General features: G+C 50.3%; 23 protein-coding genes. 10 read left to right on the forward strand and 13 right to left on the reverse strand.

Annotation, left to right across the window (positions count from 1 at the left end):
* The first annotated feature begins 77 nt into the window (after nt 1-77).
* Entirely contained in the window at nt 78-329 is a 252-nt protein-coding gene (locus MAQ5080_RS11535; RefSeq protein WP_067210342.1) for a hypothetical protein, read from the forward strand.
* Between the two features lie 5 nt (nt 330-334).
* Here MAQ5080_RS11535 and MAQ5080_RS11540 read toward each other — a convergent pair whose 3' ends face one another.
* The 3 genes from MAQ5080_RS11540 to fucP all read right to left on the reverse strand — a co-directional run bounded on the left by MAQ5080_RS11540 (nt 335) and on the right by fucP (nt 2,727).
* Complete coding sequence (locus tag MAQ5080_RS11540) at nt 335-754, reverse strand: hypothetical protein (RefSeq protein ID WP_067210344.1); 420 nt, start codon at nt 752-754, stop codon at nt 335-337.
* A 63-nt stretch (nt 755-817) separates the two neighbouring features.
* On the reverse strand, nt 818-1,201 hold the full coding sequence (locus tag MAQ5080_RS11545; RefSeq protein WP_067210347.1) for a SpoIIAA family protein: 384 nt from the start codon (nt 1,199-1,201) through the stop codon (nt 818-820).
* 239 nt (nt 1,202-1,440) lie between these two features.
* Nucleotides 1,441-2,727 carry an L-fucose:H+ symporter permease gene (fucP, locus tag MAQ5080_RS11550; RefSeq protein ID WP_067210350.1) on the reverse strand — a complete coding sequence of 429 codons (1,287 nt, stop codon included), beginning with the start codon at nt 2,725-2,727 and terminating at the stop codon, nt 1,441-1,443.
* Between the two features lie 298 nt (nt 2,728-3,025).
* Between fucP and MAQ5080_RS11555 the strand changes: the two genes are divergently transcribed.
* Nucleotides 3,026-3,343: a hypothetical protein gene (locus MAQ5080_RS11555; RefSeq protein WP_067210352.1), complete on the forward strand. Its 318-nt coding sequence runs from the start codon at nt 3,026-3,028 to the stop codon at nt 3,341-3,343.
* 68 nt (nt 3,344-3,411) lie between these two features.
* Here the strand turns inward: MAQ5080_RS11555 and MAQ5080_RS11560 are convergent, their stop codons facing one another.
* Entirely contained in the window at nt 3,412-4,371 is a 960-nt protein-coding gene (locus MAQ5080_RS11560) for a class 1 fructose-bisphosphatase (RefSeq protein ID WP_067210354.1), read from the reverse strand.
* 124 nt (nt 4,372-4,495) lie between these two features.
* Here MAQ5080_RS11560 and MAQ5080_RS11565 point away from each other — a divergent pair, with 124 nt between their 5' ends.
* Nucleotides 4,496-5,455 carry a zinc transporter ZntB gene (locus MAQ5080_RS11565; RefSeq protein ID WP_067210356.1) on the forward strand — a complete coding sequence of 320 codons (960 nt, stop codon included), beginning with the start codon at nt 4,496-4,498 and terminating at the stop codon, nt 5,453-5,455.
* Between the two features lie 178 nt (nt 5,456-5,633).
* Here the strand turns inward: MAQ5080_RS11565 and rpiA are convergent, their stop codons facing one another.
* Entirely contained in the window at nt 5,634-6,305 is a 672-nt protein-coding gene (gene rpiA / locus MAQ5080_RS11570; RefSeq protein WP_067210358.1) for a ribose-5-phosphate isomerase RpiA, read from the reverse strand.
* 263 nt (nt 6,306-6,568) lie between these two features.
* On the opposite strand from rpiA, the gene ilvA reads away from it, so the two are divergent.
* Both ilvA and argS read left to right on the forward strand, forming a co-directional pair.
* Nucleotides 6,569-8,074 (forward strand): threonine ammonia-lyase, biosynthetic, encoded by a 1,506-nt coding sequence (gene ilvA, locus MAQ5080_RS11575; RefSeq protein ID WP_067210527.1) that lies wholly within the window; start codon nt 6,569-6,571, stop codon nt 8,072-8,074.
* Nucleotides 8,075-8,335: 261 nt separating this feature from the next.
* Nucleotides 8,336-10,069: an arginine--tRNA ligase gene (argS, locus tag MAQ5080_RS11580; protein WP_067210360.1), complete on the forward strand. Its 1,734-nt coding sequence runs from the start codon at nt 8,336-8,338 to the stop codon at nt 10,067-10,069.
* Nucleotides 10,070-10,154: 85 nt separating this feature from the next.
* Here the strand turns inward: argS and MAQ5080_RS11585 are convergent, their stop codons facing one another.
* Nucleotides 10,155-10,958, reverse strand: coding sequence for a substrate-binding periplasmic protein (locus tag MAQ5080_RS11585; protein WP_067210363.1), 804 nt, complete (start codon nt 10,956-10,958; stop codon nt 10,155-10,157).
* Nucleotides 10,959-11,045: 87 nt separating this feature from the next.
* On the opposite strand from MAQ5080_RS11585, the gene MAQ5080_RS11590 reads away from it, so the two are divergent.
* Entirely contained in the window at nt 11,046-13,628 is a 2,583-nt protein-coding gene (locus tag MAQ5080_RS11590) for a putative bifunctional diguanylate cyclase/phosphodiesterase (protein WP_067210365.1), read from the forward strand.
* Between the two features lie 3 nt (nt 13,629-13,631).
* Here MAQ5080_RS11590 and MAQ5080_RS11595 read toward each other — a convergent pair whose 3' ends face one another.
* The 6 genes from MAQ5080_RS11595 to MAQ5080_RS11620 form a co-directional block, all read right to left on the reverse strand.
* Nucleotides 13,632-14,258 carry a ubiquinone biosynthesis accessory factor UbiJ gene (locus MAQ5080_RS11595; protein ID WP_067210368.1) on the reverse strand — a complete coding sequence of 209 codons (627 nt, stop codon included), beginning with the start codon at nt 14,256-14,258 and terminating at the stop codon, nt 13,632-13,634.
* A 23-nt stretch (nt 14,259-14,281) separates the two neighbouring features.
* Nucleotides 14,282-14,668: a gamma-butyrobetaine hydroxylase family protein gene (locus MAQ5080_RS11600; protein ID WP_067210371.1), complete on the reverse strand. Its 387-nt coding sequence runs from the start codon at nt 14,666-14,668 to the stop codon at nt 14,282-14,284.
* Nucleotides 14,669-14,702: 34 nt separating this feature from the next.
* Entirely contained in the window at nt 14,703-16,025 is a 1,323-nt protein-coding gene (gene hslU, locus MAQ5080_RS11605) for an ATP-dependent protease ATPase subunit HslU (protein WP_067210374.1), read from the reverse strand.
* A gap of 21 nt (nt 16,026-16,046) precedes the next feature.
* Complete coding sequence (gene hslV, locus MAQ5080_RS11610) at nt 16,047-16,598, reverse strand: ATP-dependent protease subunit HslV (protein WP_067210376.1); 552 nt, start codon at nt 16,596-16,598, stop codon at nt 16,047-16,049.
* A gap of 88 nt (nt 16,599-16,686) precedes the next feature.
* Nucleotides 16,687-17,337, reverse strand: a complete 651-nt coding sequence (locus MAQ5080_RS11615; protein ID WP_231870830.1) for an SPOR domain-containing protein — start codon at nt 17,335-17,337, stop codon at nt 16,687-16,689.
* A 15-nt stretch (nt 17,338-17,352) separates the two neighbouring features.
* On the reverse strand, nt 17,353-19,593 hold the full coding sequence (locus MAQ5080_RS11620; protein ID WP_067210380.1) for a primosomal protein N': 2,241 nt from the start codon (nt 19,591-19,593) through the stop codon (nt 17,353-17,355).
* A gap of 269 nt (nt 19,594-19,862) precedes the next feature.
* Here MAQ5080_RS11620 and rpmE point away from each other — a divergent pair, with 269 nt between their 5' ends.
* The 4 genes from rpmE to MAQ5080_RS17425 all read left to right on the forward strand — a co-directional run bounded on the left by rpmE (nt 19,863) and on the right by MAQ5080_RS17425 (nt 22,683).
* On the forward strand, nt 19,863-20,078 hold the full coding sequence (gene rpmE / locus MAQ5080_RS11625) for a 50S ribosomal protein L31 (RefSeq protein ID WP_067332970.1): 216 nt from the start codon (nt 19,863-19,865) through the stop codon (nt 20,076-20,078).
* 16 nt (nt 20,079-20,094) lie between these two features.
* The gene (locus MAQ5080_RS11630; RefSeq protein WP_067210383.1) at nt 20,095-20,862 is read left to right on the forward strand and encodes a thermonuclease family protein; all 768 of its coding nucleotides are present in this window, start codon (nt 20,095-20,097) and stop codon (nt 20,860-20,862) included.
* Nucleotides 20,863-20,993: 131 nt separating this feature from the next.
* Nucleotides 20,994-22,262 carry a malic enzyme-like NAD(P)-binding protein gene (locus tag MAQ5080_RS11635; protein WP_067210385.1) on the forward strand — a complete coding sequence of 423 codons (1,269 nt, stop codon included), beginning with the start codon at nt 20,994-20,996 and terminating at the stop codon, nt 22,260-22,262.
* 196 nt (nt 22,263-22,458) lie between these two features.
* Nucleotides 22,459-22,683 (forward strand): membrane lipoprotein lipid attachment site-containing protein, encoded by a 225-nt coding sequence (locus MAQ5080_RS17425; RefSeq protein WP_156496571.1) that lies wholly within the window; start codon nt 22,459-22,461, stop codon nt 22,681-22,683.
* Nucleotides 22,684-22,756: 73 nt separating this feature from the next.
* Here the strand turns inward: MAQ5080_RS17425 and MAQ5080_RS11640 are convergent, their stop codons facing one another.
* On the reverse strand, nt 22,757-23,731 hold the full coding sequence (locus MAQ5080_RS11640; protein WP_067210391.1) for an OmpA family protein: 975 nt from the start codon (nt 23,729-23,731) through the stop codon (nt 22,757-22,759).
* Between the last annotated feature and the right edge of the window lie 123 nt (nt 23,732-23,854).

Genomic DNA, 23,854 nt, shown 5'->3' on the forward strand with positions numbered 1-23,854 from the left:
TGATTTCTGATTGTTCTCAAGCGTAAGGCCACCTAGTATGTGGCCTTACTTTTTGAATTTAGAATAAGAGACACATCATGCAACTAGATACCCAAAGCAAAACCTTCGCTGGTGTAGAGTTTCAAGTCACCGTTGTGGAAGGCATTGGCTACTTTAACCATGCCCAACTGCTGGATCTAAGCGACCGCATTATGACTGAGAAAGCCAAGATCACTTTTGTCGATATCGCCGAAGCACAAAAGTACCTCGACGATTTTCCAGAAGTGTTTGCGGAAATGCGTGAATGGAGCCCAGAGCCAGGCATCGCTGCGACGGTGAAGTTGGGGTAATCAGGTTACGCAGCTGAATGGACTTCAATAAACCACTTCGGTGATATTTCCGCGAAGTCGGTGCGGATATTCGAATCTAAATAGGCGGCGGAGTCGAGCACCACGGCTTGGTCGTCAATGCGTTGAAATACCACCCAGTGCCAGAAAAATTGGCCGTCTTTTTCTTGATGCTTGATCGACATCAGAGCTGTGTCTGGGAGCGTATCCCAAGTGGTAAAGGGGATTTCGTCGTCGGAGGTGCTAACACCGCTATTGTTGAGTAAAGTGCGCACATATTGGGTGTCAGACCAGAGTGCGGTGTCGTCGGCGTAGATGCCAAGGCCGTTGGCGATGGCTTTCATTTCGGAGTAGGTTTTGCCCAAGATGTTCGCTACAGCAGCAATACCACAACCGGTTGTTTCTTCCTGTATCACAGGCGTTTGCATACTCTCTTCCTTCCAGACAATGAATTAAGGAAGAGAGTAACGGATTTACCCGCCTGTCGTCTATTACGATGCCATGACCCATTCGGTGGCGTCTTGTTTGCGTTTAAACACTTTCAAGTTGCTTGAGATCAGCCAACTTAAGGCGTTAATCATCAGATTGTGCCAACGGTTATGGCCGTAGATGGCGATGCGCTTAAATTCGGAACCAATCTTTAAACCATGTAACAGCTCGTGCCACGCGCTTTTGGCACTGACACTTTTCAATTCGGTTAAATCCACCAGCAAGGTCACGTTAGAGGAGCGAATGGAATAGATCGCACTTTCTAGCATGGCGGATAGTTTTTTGAAGTCCTTGCTGCTTGGGCGGCCAGACGGCTTGAGCTGTAACACCAAGGTGTCTTGGTAACGCTCCACATGCAATGAAATTGTATTCGTTTGATTGGTCATGATACCGCCCTCCGTTTGCTTCGTTGCGATAGGGATAATGTAAAACAAAACAGAGGTGAAGAAAGTTGATTAGTTCAGCATCAATTGTCAGCGTATGCAGGCAATTCTTCAGCGTTTATAGGGATTGGGCAGGAATTGCGAACGAAAAAGATTCTCAAGTAGGCAAAGTATCAAGACTGGTAAGTTTGTGTCGGAAGGAGGGCAGAAGCGCTACATTATGTGTAGCGCTTCTGAGAGCATTAGTCCTGAATATGGCGTACGGCAAATACGCCGTAACCGGCCACGACGAGGAAGCAGACTGCGGGCACCAGGTAAGACACACTGGCACTGAAGGTATCAATCACGGCTCCTTGTGCCATGGGCATTACGGCGCCGCCAAGGATCGCCATTACCAGGCCTGCTGAGCCAAACTTGGTGTCTTTGCCTAAGCCATTCAAAGCGATGCCGTAAATGGTTGGGAACATTAGTGACAAGCAGGCTGAAATGCCAACAATTGCCCATACACCACTAATATCCGAGGCCTGTGCCGCGTAAGCGCATAAGGCCGTGCCGGTGAAGCCTAGAATCGCCAACAGTAAGGTCGGACGGAAAATACCGATCAACCAAGTCATCACAAAGCGTGAAATCAGGAATAGGATCAAGCTGTACTGTAAGTAATCAGAAGCACTGGCTTCGCTGCCGCCAATCGCTTCTTGAACGTACTGAATGGTAAAGGTCCAGACACAGGTTTGTGCGGCCACGTTAAAGAATTGTGCCACCACGCCCCAGCGGTATTGTGGCAGTTTGATGAGACGCTTGAGGGTCGCGACAAAGCCATCGTGTTGCTCTTGTTCCTGGCTGACGCCGGCATTTTCCGCCCGTGGCACTTTAACAAAGGCAATCAACAACCAGATGACTAACAAGACTAGCGCCATGCCCACATAGGGCGTCATCACCGCTTGCAGCTCTGCAGCACGTACCGCATTGAGCGCTTCTTGAGACATGGCGGCACGCTCTTCTGCCGTCGCGGTATTCAAGTTGGGTAGGATCAGCACTGCCGCTAAGAAGACACCGATATTGGTGCCCACCGGGTTAAACGCTTGCGCCAGATTCAAGCGACGCGTGGCGTTATGCTTCGGCCCCATGGCCATGACAAATGGGTTCGCTGAGGTTTCCAAGATCGACAAGCCCGCTGCCATAATAAACAGCGCTGCTAGGAAGAAGCCGTAGGTCATTGATAAGCTGGCGGGGTAAAACGCCAAGGCCCCTAAACACGCCAAACCAAGCCCCGTCAGGACACCGGTTTTATAGGAGAAACGCACATTGATAAAGGCCGCTGGCAACGCCAAACAGAAATAGGCGCCGTAATAGGCAAACTGCACCAAGGCCGATTGTAGGTTACTCATGGTGAAAATCTTGCTGAACACTTTCACCAGTGGGTCGGTCATATTCGCCGCCACCCCCCACGCTGCAAAGCAGGTGATCAGAAGGATAAATGCCAAACGCATATTGGCATACACGAAGGGCTCGCGTTGATTGGTTTGCATAGGAGACTGCCTTTATCTTGTTTTTATTGCTAAAAGCGTCCAGCACTTTATGGCCAGACGATCGCATCAGGACAGACCTTAGAGCGCTTTTACTGATGAACAATTAACAACATAGGCGTAATTCGCAAACAATGTGTAATAGCACCCTAATACAGCAGACTGGGTTTTGCTCGATTACGGAGCGATCACATAGTACAAATAGCAATCAGGCCACTGATGCCGGACAAGGGCAGCGCAAAAAATCAGCAAATAAATTGGCAAAGGTCTATGCTGAAGAAAACAACAACAGGAGCGCAGTATGAAATTCGGATTAGTCGATCGCCAAGGGTATGTTCCGGACATGAATTACGGTGACGCAGGCAAAGAGCTTGCGTGTTTTGTGCCATCTGATTACAGCTTTGAACAAGTGTCGTATAACAACGGAGAAGGGGAAGTAAAAGTCGACGGCCATGTGTGGCGTTTTTTCTTTACCCAAGAAGGGATTGGCGCTGAGTTGATGGGGGGCATCGTCACCCTGCATGAAGCGCAGAAATTCTTACAAGATGTGAAAAGCCATATTTGGGGAGACAAGCATCAGCAAGTACAGGTCTTCCTTTCCGGTGCGGCGCCTGATTGATCGCTGCTACCTGACCAACGAAAAAGACCGACTAATTTAGTCGGTCTTTTTGTGTGCCATAACAAATGTTAATAACTTAGGCACTTATCCACTTCGTTTGCCGCACCCAGTACCACCGCCACGCGTTGGTGAATGCCGTCTGGTTGGATGTCCAGAATACGATCAGTATGGGTGAAGGCTTTACCGCCGGCTTGCTCAAGCAGCATGCCCATTGGGTTGGCTTCGTACATCAAACGTAGCTTACCGGCTTTGTTTGGATCCTTGCTGTCCCATGGGTAAATAAAGATACCGCCACGGCATAGGATACGGTGCACATCACCGACCATCGCCGCCACCCAGCGCATGTTGAAGTTTTTGCCGCGTGAGCCGTCTTTACCTGCGACCAAGTCATTGACGTAGTTTTGCATCGCCTCTGACCAGAAGCGCTGGTTCGACATATTGATCGCAAACTCTTGTGTTTCTGTATCCACTTTGACGTTTTCACGCGTCAGGATGAATTCGCCTTGCTCAACATCCAGTGTGAACATGTGCACGCCATGACCGGTGCTGAACACCAACATGGTTGATGGACCGTATAGAACATAACCCGCTGCCACTTGGTTTTTGCCTGGTTGTAGGAAGTCTGCTTCCGTTGCAGGCTCACTACCTACCTGATGGTAGATGGAGAAAATCGTACCTACCATGGAGTTAATGTCGATGTTTGACGAGCCGTCTAGTGGATCGAAGGCAATCAAATATTCGCCATCTGTGCTCGCTGGGACTATGTCGTCCTCTTCTTCAGACGCGATCGCGCGCACTGTAGGAGAGGCTAGCAAAGCACTTTTAAGCATGTTGTTAGAGATCACATCAAGTTTCTTTTGTTCTTCCCCTTGCACGTTCTCATTGCCTGCCATCCCTAGGATGCCGGCTAGTGAACCCTTTTTCAGAGCGCTTGAGATTTCGATACAAGTTTGTGTTGTGACTAACAGAACTTCCTGCAATGATGCGGATGAGACATCAGAGGCAAGGAACTGAGATAGGCTTCGCATGGCATAGGGTCCTTTTTATTAATTCGCTATCGGAAATTATGCCACCCCCTTGGTGTCACGTCAGCCAAAAAGCCAATAAATATGAGTCGAAGGCGCGACTCAGTGATAAAGAGATGAGAACGCTATGGATTACTTACTGCACTACTTAAAATTTGATGGGCAAGGTGGCGCCGAGCGCGTGACTCAATTACCAACAGAGATTCCTCAAAGTGGTGCCCATTGGGTGCATATCGATTGTTCCAAGGACGATGGCCGTGACTGGTTAGACAACATTGAGGAGATCCCAGAAGCGGTGGTCGATGCTTTGTTTGCCGATGAGACGCGTCCGCGTACGGTGAAAATGGGGCAAGGGGTGTTGGTGACGCTGCGCGGGGTCAACTTAAACCCAGATTCGGATCCATCGGACATGGTGTCCTTGCGCCTTTGGGCGACGCCGCACTTTATCGTCTCCACCCGTCGCCGCCGTTTGCTGTCGGTGGTGGAGCAAGTGAGTAACTTAGAAAAAGGCGAGGGCGCGGAAAATATTGCCGATTTGGTGGCGACTTTGACACATACCTTAACCGCTCGTATGGCGGGTGTGATCGATGGTCTAGAAGACACACTGGGCGAGCTGGAAGAAGAAATGAGCGAGCGCGTCGAACTGCAACAACGTGCGACCTTAGTTGATCGCCGTTTACAAACCGTGCGTTTGCGCCGTTTCCTTGTCCCCCAGAAAGAGGCGATTTCGCGTTTGTCAGTAGAGATGCAATCTTGGATGACCAAAGAGCAGCTGGCGCATATCCAAGAAGCGGCCAACGACATCACCCGTTATGTGGAAGCGCTGGAATCCTTGCGTGAGCGCTGCTTGCTGATGCAGGAGGAGTTCGCTAACTACCAAGCGGAAAAGATGAACGCCCGTATGTATGTGCTATCGATTCTATCCGGTATCTTCTTGCCGTTAGGTTTTTTAACTGGCTTATTCGGTATCAACATTGGTGGTATGCCTGGCGTGGAGAGTGGTGCGGCATTTTGGCTGTTTGTCGGCGTGCTGGTACTGATGGGCATCGGCCAATATGTGGTGATGCGTAAGAGTCGCTGGTTCTAGTTGTTTAGTTCTGCTGGTTATTGAGAGAGCTAGAGCCCAGCAATTATTTTTCGCTCTACGCGCAAGCGCTAGAAGTCGCTGAAAAATAACGCTGGGTTCTATCTTAATAAGCCTGAAGAGCTTATTGGAATCTTTTTAAATCATAAACGGCGATTTTTGCAGAGGGCTATCTGAAAAATTAAGCCTTAAGTGTTTTCACACCAGACTGGGTGCCTAGCAACAGCACGTTTGCTGGGCGAGATGCGAATAGGCCGTTTGTGACCACACCAACGATTTCGTTGATTTGGCCTTCCAGTTGCACTGGGTCCACGATCTGCATGTTGTACACGTCTAGGATGTGGTTGCCGTTATCGGTTACTACACCTTCACGGTACACTGGGTCGCCGCCAAGTTTCACCAACTCACGTGCCACATAGCTGCGTGCCATCGGGATCACTTCAACAGGTAGTGGGAAGTCACCTAGCACTTTTACTAGCTTAGATTCGTCTGCGATACAAACGAACTCTTCTGAGCAAGCCGCGACGATTTTCTCACGTGTTAGCGCTGCACCGCCGCCTTTGATGAGGTGAAGGTGATCGTTCGACTCATCGGCTCCGTCCACATACACACGGATTGAGCTCACAGAGTTTAGGTCATATACCGGGATGCCGTGGCCTTGTAGGCGCTCTGCAGAAGCTTCAGAGCTGGCAACGGTGCCGTCAAATAGATGTTTGTGCTTGGCCAATTCATCAATGAACAAGTTCGCTGTTGAACCGGTACCTACGCCGACAATGGTGTCTTCTTCAAGTAGCGGAAGGATGTATTCCACCGCGGCTTCAGCGACTGCTTGTTTTAATTCGTCTTGCGTCATGCTGGGTAAACCTGTGACTGAGAGTGTGTGTTAGAAAATTGCCCCGTAGGGTGGCTTCATTATAGTCAGTTACCCTGGCTATTGTTACCCCTCTAGGACGAAGTTGCCGAGTTCTGGCAAAAAGCCGTCAAATCCCGCCCAAGGCTTTGCTCATAAGGGATGGAAGGGGTATATTGCGTGTTCGTTTTTAGCCGAGTGACTAGTTGAGTTACCCCCGCAAACGCCGATTCTAGGCGTGCTTTGGAGAAAAAGCAGGAATGTATATGCCTCACACGATCATCAAAAAAATTCTACAGGCGCCGGTATACGACGTCGCAGTAGAAACGCCCGTTTCCCGTGCCACGCAACTGTCTGAGCGCACTGGTAACGATATTATTTTGAAGCGAGAAGACCTACAGCCAGTGTTCTCGTTTAAGATTCGTGGCGCATACAACAAGATTATTCAGCTTTCTGAAGAAGAGCGCGCCAAAGGCGTGATCGCGGCCTCAGCCGGTAACCATGCCCAAGGCGTTGCCCTAGCGGCGAAAAAGCTGGGTATCAAGGCGACCATCGTCATGCCAGCGACCACCCCAGATGTAAAAGTCAACGCGGTACGTGCCCGTGGTGCAGAAGTGGTGTTAGCAGGGGATGCCTTCGACGCCGCCTTTGCTAAATCCCAAGAAATCATGGCACAAACCGGCCAAGTCTTCGTGCACCCATTTGATGACATCGACACCATCGCCGGTCAAGGCACCATCGGTATGGAGCTGTTGCGCCAGATCGAAGGCGATATCGATGCCGTATTTATCCCTGTTGGTGGCGGCGGCTTGATCGCCGGTGTATCGGCCTACATTAAGTATCTTCGCCCAGACATCAAGGTGATTGGTGTCGAGCCAACCGATGCGGCGTGTCTTAAAATCGCCCTAGATACGGGCATGCCAACACGCCTTTCAACCGTTGGTATCTTCGCCGAAGGTGTGGCGGTGGCAGAGATCGGTAAAAATACCTTTGAAATTGCCAAAGATTGCGTTGATGAAGTGATTACCGTGAACACCGACGAAATGTGTGCCGCGATCAAAGACATCTATGACGACACACGCTCAATCACAGAGCCTGCCGGTGCCTGTGCTCTAGCAGGTCTGAAAAAATACATCGAACGTGAAGGCGCCAAAGGTCAGCGTTTGGTGGCGATCAACTCCGGTGCCAACGTGAACTTCGACCGTCTACGTCACGTCTCAGAGCGTGCCGAATTGGGTGAGAAACGCGAAGCCATCATTGCCGTGCGTATCCCAGAAGAGCCAGGCAGCTTTAAAGACTTCTGTCAGGCGCTGGTGGGTCGTGCGATCACGGAATTTAACTACCGTTACAGCGATGAAAAAGAAGCAGTCATCTTTGTTGGTGTTGCCTTAGGTGGCAGCCCGCACAGCCGCGAAGAGTTGCTACAGGATCTCAAAGATTACGAAATCGTCGATCTGACCGATGATGAAACCGCCAAAGTGCACGTGCGACACATGATCGGCGGTCACTTGCGTAGTGACAAAGGCGAATTGTTGTACAGCTTTGAATTCCCAGAACGTCCTGGGGCCTTGCTGAAGTTCCTCAACACCTTGGGCGGCCAGTGGAACATTTCCATGTTCCACTACCGTAACCACGGTGATGCTTACGGTCGTGTTTTGGTTGGCCTACAAGCGGTCGGCGAAGAGACCGATGTGACGCGCTACCTAGACGAACTTGGCTACCCTTACCAAGATGAAAATGATAACCCAGCTTGTAAGCTGTTCTTTCGCTAAATAGTCGAAAATCGGTTATCATAGCGCCAACTTCAAATGACATTACAACCCTCTGGTGAGTAAGTCATTGACTGAATAGGCTTGGCAAAAATACACCGAATGATCACAGCACCGCCTGAACGGGCATCCCTGCCCGCGACAGGCGTAGCGCCCATCCATGTGCTTGATGCTTGTGATCATTCGGCTCCTTTCTCCATTTCTCTTTCATGTCGATGTCATGACCTTGTCGGAGGGTTGTGTGATTTTAACAATGGGTTTCTTGTGAATATTCAAACGCTTCTTAATCAACGTATTCAAGCGGCCATGGTCGCATCTGGTGCGGCTGACGATGCTCCGGCATTGGTTCGTCAGTCGGCAAAAGTTCAATTTGGTGACTACCAAGCCAATGGCATCATGGGGGCGGCTAAGAAAATCGGCACCAACCCTCGTGAATTCGCGGCCAAAGTGCTAGAGCAATTGGATCTGTCAGATGTAGCGGATAAAGTCGAAATCGCAGGCCCAGGCTTTATTAACATCTTTTTGAAAAACGAATGGTTAGGCGCAGCCCTAGCGAACCTGCGTGACAGCGACCGTCTCGATGTTGCAACCGTTGCGGATCCACAAACGGTCGTCGTGGATTACTCGGGTCCTAACCTAGCCAAAGAGATGCACGTGGGTCACCTGCGTTCAACGGTGATCGGTGATGCAGTGGTACGTACCCTTGAGTTCTTAGGCCACAACGTGGTGCGTCAGAACCACGTGGGCGACTGGGGGACTCAGTTTGGTATGTTGTTGGCGTACATGGAGCGTTTGCGCGAACAAAACTCTGAAGTGAGCATGGCCCTGTCGGACCTTGAGTCTTTCTACCGCGAAGCGAAAATTTGCTTTGACGAAGACGAAGCTTTCTCCGTGCGTGCCCGTGAGTTGGTCGTATCGCTACAGTCGGGTGATGCTGAGTGCCTAAAACTTTGGAATGAGTTTATCGAAGTATCGCTGCAGCACTGTGAAGAAACCTACCAAATGCTAGGTGTCTCTCTGGCGCGTCAAGACGTGAAGCCAGAAAGTGCCTACAACGACGATCTGCCAAAAGTGATCTCTGACCTAGACGCTCAAGGCCTGATCAAAGAAGACCAAGGCGCTAAGTGTGTTTTCCTAGAAGAGTTCGCTAATAAAGACGGTGAGATCACGCCAATTATCGTACAAAAGACTGGCGGTGGCTTCCTATACGCAACTACTGACTTGGCGGCACTACGCTACCGTCAAAGCCAGTTGAACGCTGACCGTGTGTTGTACTTTGTGGATGCACGTCAATCGTTACACTTCCAGCAAATCTTTACCTTGTCGCGCAAAGCAAACTTTGTGAAGCCAGACACCAGCCTAGAACACATGCCGTTTGGTACGGTGATGGGCAGCGATGGTAAGCCATTTAAGACTCGCTCTGGCGGCGTGGCGAAGTTGTCTGCACTGCTTGAAGAAGCGCAAGAACGTGCCTTCCAGTTGGTAGCGTCTAAGAACCCAGATATGCCTGAAGAACAACAGCGCAATATCGGCCGTGTGGTGGGTGTGGCATCGGTGAAGTACGCGGATCTCTCTAAGAACCGTACGTCTGACTACGTCTTCAACTGGGACAACATGTTGAGCTTTGAAGGCAACACCGCACCTTACTTGTTGTACGCTTACTCGCGCGTGGCAAGTATTGTGCGTCGATCAGAAATGGATGTGGCCAACTTTAAAGCGGCGATCAATGTGGTAGAAGACCAAGAGCGCGCCTTGGCGGTCAAGCTTTGCCAATTTGAAGAAGCGATCCAGCAGGTTATCAGCGATGGTATGCCACACTTCCTATGTGCTTACTTGTACGAGCTAGCGGGTATCTTTATGAGCTTCTACGAAGCCTGCCCAATTCTAAACGCAGAAGACGAGTTGAAATTCAGCCGTTTGCAGTTGGCACTGAACACTGCCTCGACGCTGAAACAAGGTCTAGAGTTACTGGGTATTGAAACCCTAGAGCGTATGTAAGCCGAGCGCTTCACAGATATCAAAAAGCCTGAACATGGCAGCATGTTCGGGCTTTTTTGTCGCTGAATTTTACTCTTAAGGCGTTTTATTCGGAGATCATGATGGGCGTTAGGTTGTAGTGTGCGGCGGCCTGCGCTAGACGACCATCCTGTTTGATATCGCTGACAAACTGATCGACACGCTTTAACCATGCGTTATCACCTTTGGCGACCGCGTAGGCGTATTCAAACTGCTCGGTTTTGCCTGGCGGTGCGATCAACTTGGCCCAGTCGTAGAGATTGACCATTTTCTGGCCGTAAGGGTAGTCGGTGATAAACACATCGGCGCGGCCGGACAGCACTTCGCCTTCCCGTTCATTGGGGCGTTGTACCGTGGTAATGGTGGCGTGTTTGAGGCTCTTGCGCATGGCATTTTCCATATAGGTGCCTTTTTGCACGCAGACAATCACGCCTGCTTGGTCCATATCGCTCCAACTGCTGATCAAGGGATGCTGCTTAGTGGTCACGGCGTACATATTGCTGGCAAGGTAGGACTGGGTGAAATTGACATGCTGACGGCGGGCTTCGGTATTGCCCACGCCAAACATGGCTACATCGCAGGCTTTAGACTCTAGGTCGTCCATAAAACGGCCGAAGTGGGTTTTGATGTAATTGACCCTAACACCTAAATCGTTTGCTAGCTCATGGCTAAGGTCGATATCGATACCCTCTAAGTGCTGTGTCCGTGGGCTCATATAGGTGATGGAAAAATAGTCCGGCCAGATGCAGACATTGATGTCGCCACGTTCTTGAATCGCGCTTAGGATGGGGCTTGGTTGCGCCAACACTGGGCCAGCAATTAGTACAAAAAAGCTGATAAATACAGTGCTTGCTTTGGTTCTTAACGACATACGTCAACACCTCAGGGTTATTTAAACGATAAGCTATGCTTATTATGCTGAGTTGTGAATTTTTTGAACTGATCTAGGTTAAGAACATTGCTAAAACGACTATTTAATTTTACCAAGCGTCAAACAGTGATCGTGGCTGGCACCCTCATTGTTCTTATGGCGATGGTGATCAGTTTACAAAGCCTACTTAGCCAAGGTCATAAGCGTGCGTTGGCGGAACAGTCATTGACCAGTGCCACCTTAGCCTATGCCGTCGAAGATTCTGTGATTCGTTCCATGCAAGCCGCCGTAGGGGCCTTAGAAACCCTAGCGGCCAATGTCCTGCATCGACCACCTCATACTCTCAATACCCTCAAAGACCGCTTGCTACGAGGACTGCCGCAGCTGCGTAGTGTGGACTTTGTCGCCCTTGAGAAAGCGACACAATGTACTCAGCGGGTGTCCAATATGGACACCTTATTTTTAACGCCGCAGCAAGGGCGCTTTTGGGGCGACCCTATCAATCGAGCGGAGTTAAGTTATTGGCCGATTTGTGTGCCGTATCGTTTACAGGGTGAAATCGTCGGCTATGTGATTGGTTCCGTGAACCTAAACTATTACAAAAGCCTCTTTCAATCCCTCTCTAGCAGCCATCGCGAGGCATCCCTTTATTTGTTTACCGGTGAAACCATTCTTGGAGAAGAGGGGGCTTTAACCGAGCAGCGCCGTGCCCAGATAATGGCGCGCTCTTGGGGGGAAGTGCGTGATCAGAATGAAAAAGGAGCCTACCTAGACAGCTACCGTGCCACGTCTTTCTACCCTTTGGTGATTTCCCTGCGCTCCTACGATCAGGACGCCTTAGAAAATTGGCGCAACGATGCGCAAGTCGTACGTACCATCTTTGCCGCGCTGGCGCTGGCGTTACTCTTGATGTTAGGCATGTACCTAGTGTTTAAACATAAGCGTGACAAGGTACAAGGCGATAATCATCTGCTTAGTATGGCGATCCGCAGTGCTGCCAATGCCATCTTTATTACCGACCCCAAAGGGCATATTGAGTGGGTCAATGAGGCCTTTACCAATTTAACCGGCTATAGCCAAAAAGAGGTACACGGTCGCACGCCGCGAGTTCTGAACTCTGGGGTGCATGAGCAGCCTTTTTTTCAAGACCTTTGGCGTTCCATCAGCCAAGGCCTGAGTTGGCGTAATGAGCTGGTGAACCGTCATAAAAACGGCCAGTTAATTACCGTCGAACAAACTATCACGCCTATCCTAGATAATAAGGGTCGGGTGTCCTATTTTATTGCCGTGCACGAAGACATCACCACCCGCAAGGAAGCGGAGCAGCAAGTGTTGTATATGGCGCAGCACGATGATTTGACTGGTTTGGCCAACCGTCGCTATTTCGAACAATGCCTAGAAGAGTGCGTGGCCAAGCGTCAATACGGCTCGATCGTATTGATGTTTATCGACTTGGATCGCTTCAAAGAAATCAACGATACCCTAGGGCATGATGCTGGGGATGTGCTACTGAAACGGGTAGCGAAGAAATTGCGCGGTGTGATGCCGGATGAGGCGTTATTATCGCGCCTAGGGGGAGATGAGTTCGCTGTATTTTTACATCCCGCTGGTAACGAGGCGCAAATTCACTACTTGGCGCAAAGCATCGTCAATGCGATTGCACAACCGTTTGAATACAAGAATACCAGCTTCTCTGTGAGCTGCAGTGTCGGTGTCGCCATGACGGGGGTTGAGGCAGTCGACGTGTCTTCTTTGTTGCGCCAAGCGGATCTGGCCATGTACCGCGCTAAGCATTCTGGCAAAAACACCTATCGCTTCTTTGATGAGTCGATGGATGAAAGCATGCAGCATCGTGTCGCCACCCAGCGCTATTTGGAGCAAGCGTTAAGCGACTCGGAACAGCTACAAGTATATTTTCAGCCGCAAATTGATAGCCGTGATGGGGCGCTCTATGGCGCCGAGGTACTGGTGCGTTGGTGTCGCCAAGGGCAATGGATTTCTCCTGGAGAGTTTATACCTATCGCCGAAGACAGCGGTCAGATTATTGAGCTGGGACGCTGGATCATGGAGGCGGCGCTCCGTCAGCTGGCTGATTGGCGTGCTCGTCATGTGCACATAGGTAAATTGTCGCTTAATTTCTCAGCGGTACAACTGTCCAATTCGGATGTGGCTATGGAGCTCATTGAGGCGCTGAAGCGGCATGCTATACCGGCCAGTGAAGTCACTGTCGAGTTCACCGAAACCACCTTGATGGTGCGTTCCGCGCAATTAGAGCGCAACCTGAATCTGTTGCGCGAGCATGCTATCGCCATTGCCATTGATGACTTTGGCACCGGCTATTGCTCGCTAAGTTATTTGCGTGAATTGCAGGCCCATTACCTAAAAATCGATCAATCCTTTATTCGTGGCATTGGCAACAACGATTCTGATGATTGCATCGTCGCTGCCACCATCGCCATGGCCAAAGGGTTGCATATGGAAGTGGTGGCGGAAGGGGTCGAAACAGAAGCGCAAACGTCCTACTTGACCCACCTAGGCTGTCAATATTTACAAGGCTTTGGCTTTGCTGCACCAATGTCAGCAGCCAATCTAGAGGCTTGGCTAGCGCAAACAAAAACGCCTTCTGAGAGGAAGGCGTTGGAGTCGAGTGACGCGGATCTAGCGGATTAGCGGTTAACCTTTGTTACGCTTACGCTCGGCCTGTTTTAACTTGGCTTCAAAGCGGTCGATCTGCATACCGAGACGTTCGCTTTCATCGACAAAGTGATCAAACTCGATTTTGCTCGGCAGTAACTCACTGTTGGATTGTAGGTAGTTCACCAGTTGTACTCGAGCATTGGTCGCCACTTCTTTGGTGATCGACCATTGCGTGCGGATCAAGCGGGCAAAAGTGGCCGCGGCGAGGTCACCGACCTTGTCCGCCAGGAGACCTTCCCAATCAAACTCGAAGCCTTGCATGACCTTATGCAGGGTCATCAGCGCTTGCGCGTTGCCACGGATGCGTAAGTCGCCATCAAAGAAACCATCGCCTTCGAGCAGCTTACGATAAGCGCTGGATGGACCTTTTACGTGGGTATCCAGTTTCGGGTCCAGTTCTACCTCATCCATGCTTTCTGGACGATCCAGCATGACGCCTTCTTCGAGCACATGAATCTGTAGAATGAGGTTAAAGTCCTCAACTTCTAGAAAGATCTGTTGGCCGGCCAGTTTGGCTAAGTGGCGTTGTGACGGCGGATCTTGTTTGAGGGCATAATTCACCGCGTGCTCAATGGAACCAAGGGCCGCAAGGCTAATCGTCATGACATTCGCTCTTTCGTTGTTGGTTAGTGAACTTGATGGATTTGGATCGCGGAAGAATCGCGGCTGCGACCTTCTTGTTCTAAACGATCAAGGTACATCTGCCACAACTCATCGTGGTTTTTGCCTAGATTGTATAGGTAATCCCAAGAATAGATGCCTGAGTCGTGACCATCGTCGAAGGTGATTTTAAGGGCGTAGTTGCCCGCAGCTTCGATGTTCATGATCATCACATTGCGCTTACCGTGCTGCAGAATCGGAACTTGTGCACCGTGTCCGCGCACTTCTGCTGACGGTGAATGCACACGCAAATATTCCGCGCTAAGACGGTAGCTTGAGCCATCGGCAAACGCCAGCTCCAGTTCACGGGATTGTTTATGGTAGTGAATTTTTGTTGGAACAAGCGTTGCCATGGTGCGTCTCGATCTATTTCAAAGGGTTATCAAATTACAAAATGTACTGGCTTAGGTCTTCGTTTTCCGCCACTTCACCAAGCTGTTGGTTGACATACTCGGCGGTGATGTCCACTTGTTGACCATCTGGCATGTCACTCGCTGAGTAAGACACTTCTTCTAGCAAACGTTCTAGTACTGTGTGCAGGCGGCGGGCGCCGATGTTTTCCGTACGTTCGTTCACTTGGCAAGCGATCTCGGCGATGCGGGTGATGCCTTCGTCAGTGAAGTTTATGTTAATGTTCTCGGTCTTCGCCAGTGCTACGTACTGTTTTGTCAGTGATGCACTTGGCTCCGTCAAAATGCGTTTGAAGTCTTCTACCGTTAGCGCGTCCAGTTCGACACGGATTGGCAAACGGCCTTGTAGCTCTGGGATCAAATCCGAAGGCTTCGACAAGTGGAAAGCACCGGATGCGATAAACAGAATGTGATCGGTTTTGATCATGCCGTACTTAGTGCTGACGGTGCAGCCTTCGATTAATGGCAATAGGTCACGCTGCACGCCTTCACGCGACACTTCGCCGCTAGTGCGCTCAGAGCTTTTTGCCACCTTATCGATTTCGTCTAGGAAGACAATACCGTGTTGCTCAACTACTTCGACAGCGCGAGCTTTCAGTTCTTCTTCATTGACCAGTTTCGCCGCTTCTTCGTCACGGATCTGACGTAGGGCGTCTTTGACTTTTAGCTTACGCTTCTTCTTACGCTCGTTGCCCATGTTAGAGAACAGACTCTGCAACTGGCTGGTCATTTCTTCCATGCCAGGTGGGGTCATGATTTCTACCCCCATCGGCGAGTCGGACACTTCGATGTCGATTTCTTTGTCGTCTAGCTGACCTTCGCGTAGCTTCTTACGGAACGCTTGGCGTGTTGAATTCGACGCCGAATCTTCTTCAAAGCCACGAGCTGGCGGTAGCAAGGCATCCAGAATGCGGTCTTCCGCTGCGTCTTCGGCCTTATGCTTCATGCGCTCGGTCTCTTGCTCGCGCAGCATCTTAATCGCTGTTTCCACTAGATCGCGGATGATCGAATCCACATCGCGGCCAACGTAGCCGACTTCGGTGAACTTAGTCGCTTCGATCTTGATGAAAGGAGCGTTAGAAAGCTTCGCCAAACGACGTGCGATTTCGGTTTTACCAACACCGGTAGGGCCGATCATGAGGATGTTCTTCGGCGTCACTTCGGCACGCATATCATCCGGCAGCTGCATACGGCGCCAGCGGTTACGTAGGGCGATCGCGACCGCGCGTTTAGCACTTTGCTGGCCGATAATGTGTTGGTCTAAGGCATTGACCGTTTCACGTGGGGTCATGTTGCTCATGGCTTAATCTCTTAAATTCGGTTACTTAGATTGGTCTTCAAGCTTGGCATCGATGTTGATGGTTTCGATGGTCAAGTTGTGGTTGGTGAAGACACAAATGTCGGCCGCGATGTTTAGGCTCTTCTCAACGATGTCTTGGGCGCTTAACTCAGTGTTTTCGAGCAATGCACGAGCCGAGGCTTCGGCGAAGTTACCGCCTGAGCCGATGGCTAGGGCGCCGTGTTGAGGTTCTACCACATCGCCGTTACCGGTGATGATAAGGGTACTTTCTGTGTTGGCCACGATCAGCATGGCTTCCAGCTTGCGTAGCGCTTTATCAGAACGCCAGTCTTTCGCCAGATCCACCGCCGCGCGTACGAGGTGGCCTTGGTGTTTTTCAAGTTGGCCTTCAAAACGCTCAAATAGGGTGAATGCGTCTGCCGTGCCCCCTGCAAACCCAGCGATGACTTCGCCACGGTATAAACGGCGTACTTTGCGGGCATTGCCCTTCATTACAGTGTTGCCTAGGGAAACTTGTCCATCGCCACCAACGACGACTTGGTTGTCTTTGCGTACGGTTAGAATCGTAGTCATGATTTACTCCACATTCGATTAACTATCGAAATGGGGGTAACTGTGAGGATTTCAAGCACCCAAACAGAACGCTTGGGTGCTTTAGTGATTATTGCTCGTTTTGTATTTTGTAGGTGTATGAGCTAAGACCCATACGTGCCAGCTTGTCTTTCGCGCGACTTTCGGCGGAACGTGTGGTGAATGGACCAACCGTGACACGATACCAAGTACCGCCGTCTTTGCTCTCACTGGCTTTGAGGTGCGCTTCAAGGCCCGATAGGATCAGTTTCGCACGTAAGCGATCGGCATCGGCACTGGAGCGGAACGAGGCCGCTTGAATCATGTAACTGAAGTTTTCTTCTTCACGTGGTTGGTACTCGTAAGCATCCACGTGGCTGGTGTCTACTTCGCTGTCTTGCAGCAATTGATAAAACTCAAACGTCTCACGTTTGGCTTGCGTCTCGGGTGCTTTAGCCTCCGATTTTACCGGTGCTTTAGGCGTGACCGGTGTCACTTTCGCCGGTGCGACCGTTGTTTGAGCTGGCACACTATTATTGCTCTCAACAGCCGCCAGTTTCACTAGCACAAACACAAACCCGATGACTAACAGTGGTACGACAAGCCACATCCACCAAGGCACGCTGCGTTTTGGCGGTGGCGGTGGTGCTTTACGTGTTGCCCCTTTACGAGGACGGCTGGTTTTAGTGGCTAACAGCATCAAATCAAACATGGCGCTCATGGTTTTGAGTAAAGTGCGCACATTATGCGCAGTGCGTTAAAAAGTTTCCAGCGGATCGACGTCGATCGCGAAACGAATTCTATGATTTTTTGTATTTTGCTCAAGCCATTGGCTTGCTAACGCTACAATCCGGTGCAAATTTCCCCGTTGCGGACTTTTGATACTCAATAGCGCACGGTGCTGACCTGCCTTACGCACGATAATCGCGGCATAAGGACCGACCATTTGCATGTCTTCAGACAGGTGCACGGACAATTGGTTGCGTAGCTCCATCAATAAGCCCATGGCTTGTTGTTCCTGCTGCGATTCCGCCCGTATGACTACTTGATGATAGAAGGGTGGTAACGCCAGCTGCTGACGCTCACGCAACCCATCCATGGCCAAGGCTTCGTAGCCTTGCACGCACAGGCATTCAATCGCACTGTGATCTGGGTGATAGGTTTGCAGCAAGACATGGCCGCGCTTCGAGCTACGTCCGGCGCGACCTGCGACTTGGGTGATCAATTGCGCGGTGCGCTCCATACCGCGAAAGTCGGAGGAAAAAAGCCCCACATCCGCGTCCATAATCACCACTAGGGTGACGTTTGGGAAATGATGGCCTTTGGCCAACATCTGCGTGCCCACCAGGATGGCTTGATCGTGCTCGTGAATTTTCTGTGTGATTTGTGTCAGTGCCGATTTGCGCTGGGTGCTATCACGATCAATACGCAGCACGGGCGTGTGTTTAAAGAACTGATTCAGCACCCCTTCGATCTGTTCCGTGCCTTCGCCTACGGTAAACAATTCAGTGCTATGACATTCTGGGCAGCTGTGCAGTAATGCCTTGTGGCTATCACAATGGTGGCAGTGGAGCTTGTTGGCACGTTTGTGCACCGTCAGGTTTGCATCGCAGTGGTCACAGGCGGCAATCCAGCCGCATTGATGGCACATCAGTGTCGGCGCATAACCACGACGGTTCAAAAACACCAGCACTTGCTCTTTGCGCTCAAGTGTTTGGCGCATGCGCTCGAGCGTGTATTCACTAAAGCCTTGCTTGAGACTTTGGCCGCGCAGATCAACGCGCTCCATTTCCGGTAGTTGCGCATCACCGGCTCGCTGACGCAGTTTTAGCCAGTGATAACGCTTTTGCATAGCGTTGGCCAAGCTTTCATATGAGGGCGTTGCCGAGGCTAATAGGACGGGAACTTTCTGCCCCTGGGCCCGCTTAATGGCCAGATCCCGAGCGTGATAACGAAAGCCTTCGTGCTGTTTGTAAGAAGCGTCATGCTCCTCATCGATGATGATCAAGCCCAGCTTGGCGCTGGGGATAAATACCGAGGAGCGAGTACCAATGATGATCTTAGCTTCCCCTTGCTCGATCATCAGCCAAGCATCCAAGCGCTCGCGGTCGGTCATATTGGAATGCATTAACACGATGTCGGTATTAAAACGGCTTTCAAAGCGGCGCAAGGTCTGTGGCGTCAGGCCAATCTCTGGCACCATCACCAGTACCTGTTGATGGTCTTTTAAAATCGCTTCGATGACGCGCAGGAAGACTTCGGTCTTGCCACTACCGGTAATGCCATCGAGCAGGGCGACGCCAAATTCATTGCGCATGGCTAAAATGGTTTTGGTGGCCGCCGCTTGTTCCAGATTGAGTGTCGGTGGTACTTGCTTTTGATGAGCATGAGTTTCCACCGATTTAATGAAGTTGCGCTGTTCACTGCGCACCAGACCTTTTTTCTCAAGGCCTTTGGCGGCGGCGCTAGTGAGTTCGAGCACGGTCACTAAATGGGGGCTTAAGCCGTGTTCTTGATGCTGTTTTAGCGCTTCTAAAAAGGCTTTTTGCTGTTTGGCGTTTTTTAGGCTGTCGACTGCAGTGGCCTTGCCTTGCTCGGTAATAAACCACCAAGTTTCGGTGCGAAATTCGGGGCTTTCGCCTTTACGCAAACTGGTGGGCAGGGCATGGAAAAACACTTCGCCAATTGGGTGGTGGTAATAGCGTGCTGCCCAAGCGCACAGATCAAATAGCTCTTTAGAAATGATGGGGCCTTCATCGAGGAGCGCAGTGATGGGTTTGATTTGCGCATCCTGATAATCGCTGCGATCACTGGTCTCGATGACGAGTCCGATGGAATGGCGATCACCTTTGCCAAACGGGACTTTGACACGCATGCCTGGACGGATGTGATGACGGTAGGCAAGTGCCTTAGGGATTTTATAGTCAAAGGTAGCACGCAGCGGCACATTCAGCGCCACTTTGACATACGGGTCTTGGGTAAGAAGCGTGTCGACCATAAAAGACTAATACCTTGATTTACCAGCAAAAAGATTTCAGATCATAGAGTATCTTGTAAGTGTACGTGAGTCTGAATGGAAAATGTGAACTTTTCGCGGCTTTTCAAGGGGCGAAATTATCATAAAAGGGCTTGCCGAACGGCGCTTTGACGCCTAAAATACGCGGCTCTTGGTACCACTGTACAATTGATGTACAACGAATCGTGCGGTGCTTAGCAACGTTATTTAATGACTAAGTGGCGGCACACCAAACCTTAAGGTAAAAAACGATGAAAAAAGATATTCACCCAAATTACTCAGCTGTTTCTGCAACTTGTACTTGTGGTAACACTTTGACTCTAAACTCAACACTTGGCAACGACCTGCACATCGACGTATGCAGCAACTGCCACCCATTCTACACTGGTCAACAGAAAATGGTTGACACAGGTGGTCGTGTTGATCGCTTCAACAAGCGTTTCGGAGCTCGTCGTTCTACTAAGTAATTGGTGGATGGCACGAATGCTGATTCAAAAAAAGCGCCAAGCTCTCTTGGCGCTTTTTTTATGCCTATCGTTTCCAAGCCATGGGCAGTGCCTTGCAGAAGGAGACTTGCAAGTCGCACAAGTAAAGCGCGGCATTGATGGTGATACGCTACACTTGCACGATGGTCGTAAAGTGCGTCTAGTCGGTGTGAATACGCCAGAGTTAGACCACGAACATGGTCATCATGAGCCTTTTGCCCTCGAAGCAAAGCAACGGCTCGCCGCTCTTGCGGGAGATCAAGTTTATTGGCAGCGCGCGCAGGAAAGCGAAGACCGCTATGGCCGTAAGCTGTATTATTTATTTACGAAAGATCGAGCGTCGATAGCAAGTCAGTTACTATCAGATGGATTAGGCTATCGTATCGCTGTGCCGCCCAACGTCCGCTATCAGGACTGTTTTGCTGAGTCCGAGCAACTTGCACGGGATGCAAAGCGCGGGCTCTGGCAACACCCAACCCAATGGCAGCCACAAGCTGGCTTTGCGGTTGCACGATCCAAACTTACGTCAGTCACACACAATCGTGGTGGTTGGTGGCTAGAAACCGAACGGGATCTGGTGATCAATATTCCGCGATATGCCGAGCATTACTGGACCGAAAAAGATATCTTTTATCTGCAGGGCAAAGTAATTGAGGCCCGTGGTTGGCAGTACCAACGCAACAATCGCCCAAAAGATCGCTTCAAATCGATCGTATTAACGGTGAAACATCCTCAAGACTTACGTAGAATTGAGTCGTCGGACTAAAACCGACATATCATTATAACTATATAAGGTGCCTCTTCTAGGCGGATGTCACCCACATCCAATCAGCCAGAAAGAAGCCCATTTGCTGCAAAGCACACGAACAACACTATTAATTAGACGGAATAACAAAAATGGCAGAAGATCTAAAACAAGCGGCGCTTGAGTACCATGAGAAACCAGTACCAGGCAAACTTAACATTACCATCAGCAAGCCAACAGCCACTTCTCGTGACCTATCCTTGGCGTACAGCCCAGGTGTAGCTGAGCCTTGTCGTGAAATCGCAAAAGACCCAGAAGCGGCTTACCGCTACACGGGTAAGGGTAACCTAGTTGCCGTGATTTCTGATGGTACGGCGGTGCTAGGCCTAGGTAACATCGGCCCATTGGCCTCTAAGCCGGTAATGGAAGGTAAAGGTGTCCTATTCAAGCGCTTTGCTGGTGTGAACTCTGTAGACGTTGAAGTAGAAGCAGAAAGCCCAGAAGCCTTCATCGACACGGTTGCACGTATCGCCAATACTTATGGCGGCATCAACCTAGAGGACATCAAGGCGCCTGAGTGTTTCGAAATCGAACGCCAGCTGATCGAGCGTTGTTCCATTCCTGTCTTCCACGATGACCAACACGGTACCGCCATCGTAACCGCAGCGGGTCTACTAAACGCGCTGGAGCTTCAAGGCAAAGCCATCGAAGAGGCGAAAATCGTTTGTCTCGGTGCGGGTGCAGCGGCGACCGCTTGTATGAACCTAATCATTGCTTGTGGCGCGAAGCGTGACAACATCTTCGTATTGGACCGTAAGGGTGTGATCCACTCTGGTCGTGATGATCTAAATGAGTACAAAGCAACCTTTGCCATTGATACCGATGCACGTGACCTTGATGATGCGATCGAAGGTGCGGATGTATTCATTGGTGTATCTGGCCCAGATCTGTTATCAGTTGAGCAATTGAACAAAATGGCGGCTAACCCAGTGGTATTCGCGTGTTCAAACCCTGATCCAGAGATCAACCCAGAAGTTGCACTGGCGGCGCGTTCTGACCTGATCATGGCTACCGGCCGTTCTGACTACCCGAACCAAGTGAACAACGTGCTTGGCTTCCCATTCATCTTCCGTGGTGCGTTGGACGTGCGTGCGACGAAGATTAATGAAGAAATGAAAGTGGCAGCAGTACACGCATTAAAAGATCTAGCCAAAGAGCCTGCACCACAAGACGTTATCAACGCCTACGGCGGTGCGGCACTTGAGTTTGGTAAAGAGTACATTCTACCTAAGCCAATGGATGCACGCTTGCTAACGGAAGTCTCTGCGGCAGTAGCGAAGGCGGCGGTAGATTCTGGTGTTGCGTCTCTACCATACCCTGATTTCTACCCACTAACGGACCTAGCTCGTTTCGAAGCCTAATTCGTAAGTAACAAGACAGTTCTGAGCAAAAGGCGATGCGCGGTTGGCGCATCGCCTTTTTTTGTGCCGTACTTTATAAAACAGAGGGCGTAAGTGTCTGCTTTTAGAAAAGTTGTGCGAGCAGGCTGTAAAGCAATTAGACCGTTGAGTCAGCCATTCGTTAATCTGGCGAGATTCCCCTTAGAGGAGAGAGACGATGCGGAATATAATAGTGTTATTACTAGCGACGTTGGTGTTATCGGGGTGCTCGGTGCACCGTGTTGCGGGCGAGATTGGTGGTGTGGATATCGAAGCAAGCCGCACAGGCTATCAGGATCATCAACGTAAACATGACTACGATCGATATCGATATCGATATGACCATAACCATTATCGTGGCTTTTGCCCACCAGGGCAGGCTAAAAAAGGCTACTGTCGCTAACGGGTACACTTTTTAGCGAGCAAAAAAAACCAGACCGAAGTCTGGTTTTTTAGTTTTAAGCTAAGCCAAGGGCTTAGTGAGACATGTCCTGTTCCATCGCTTCAGGAGAAGAGAAAGAAACTGTTGTCGCACGACGGTTTAGCTGACGGTTAGCTTGAGTGTCGTTGCTCGCTACTGGGTGTGTTTCACCGTAACCCACTGTGTATAGACGGCTCGCGTCTACACCGTAGTCTTCTACAAGCAGTTTTGCTACAGCTTGAGCACGTTTTTCAGATAGTTCTTGGTTGTAGTCTTGTGCACCAGTTGAGTCTGCAAAGCCACGGACCTGAGCTACTTGCTCTGGGTGTGCAGCTAGGTGATCAGCGATGCTTTGTAGATCAGAGAATTCAGAGCTATCAACGTGTGCAGAGTCGAACGCGAATAGAATGTCGTATGGTAGTTCTGTTTTCACTGGCTCTGGCTCAACCATTGGCTCTGGCTCAACCACTGGTGCTGCGGCAACCATAGGGGCTGCTTTCTTCTTACCGAACGTGTACTGCAGACCCAATGTTGCTACTTGGTCTAGGTGATCGCCTTCAAGGTCATCGATTAGACGGTAGTCAGCACGTAGTGCGGTGTTTTCGCTTAGGGCGAACTTCAAACCACCACCGGCGTTTAGTTGCGTGTGGCCGTCACCGTGTAGGTCGTTGCTGTATTCTGTTGTACCCAAACCAGCTGCTAGATAAGGTGTAACGCTAGATTCGCTGAAGAAGCTGTATAGGCCGTCAAGACGGTACTGGTCAGCATCGATGCTTTGACCACCAGTTAGTTCAGAGTCTAGGTTCAGGTAAGTGAACTCCACTGCCCAAGGATTATCAAATTGGTAACCAAGGCTTAGGCCTAACGCACGATCATCTTCTAGGTCACGATTGTTGTCCGGTACAGAGTAACCAATCATTGGCGTAAGAGTGAAACCAGATACTGGCGCATCTGCCTGTGCCATAGTCGCCACGGCAGAGGCCGCAAGGATACTACTTAGAACTGCTGTTTTCTTAAAAATCTTAGACATGTCTCTCTCCTTAGGGGAATGTCACTGAGTGATAGCTTAAGTGTACATTAATTTTTTCAAATAAGACTGCGATATAAAAGTGCAAGAAGTGTCTGCTTTGTGCGGCTTTTAAAGCGTGTTTAC

It is taken from the genome of Marinomonas aquimarina (assembly GCF_900089755.1).
In the GTDB taxonomy this organism is placed as follows: domain Bacteria; phylum Pseudomonadota; class Gammaproteobacteria; order Pseudomonadales; family Marinomonadaceae; genus Marinomonas; species Marinomonas aquimarina.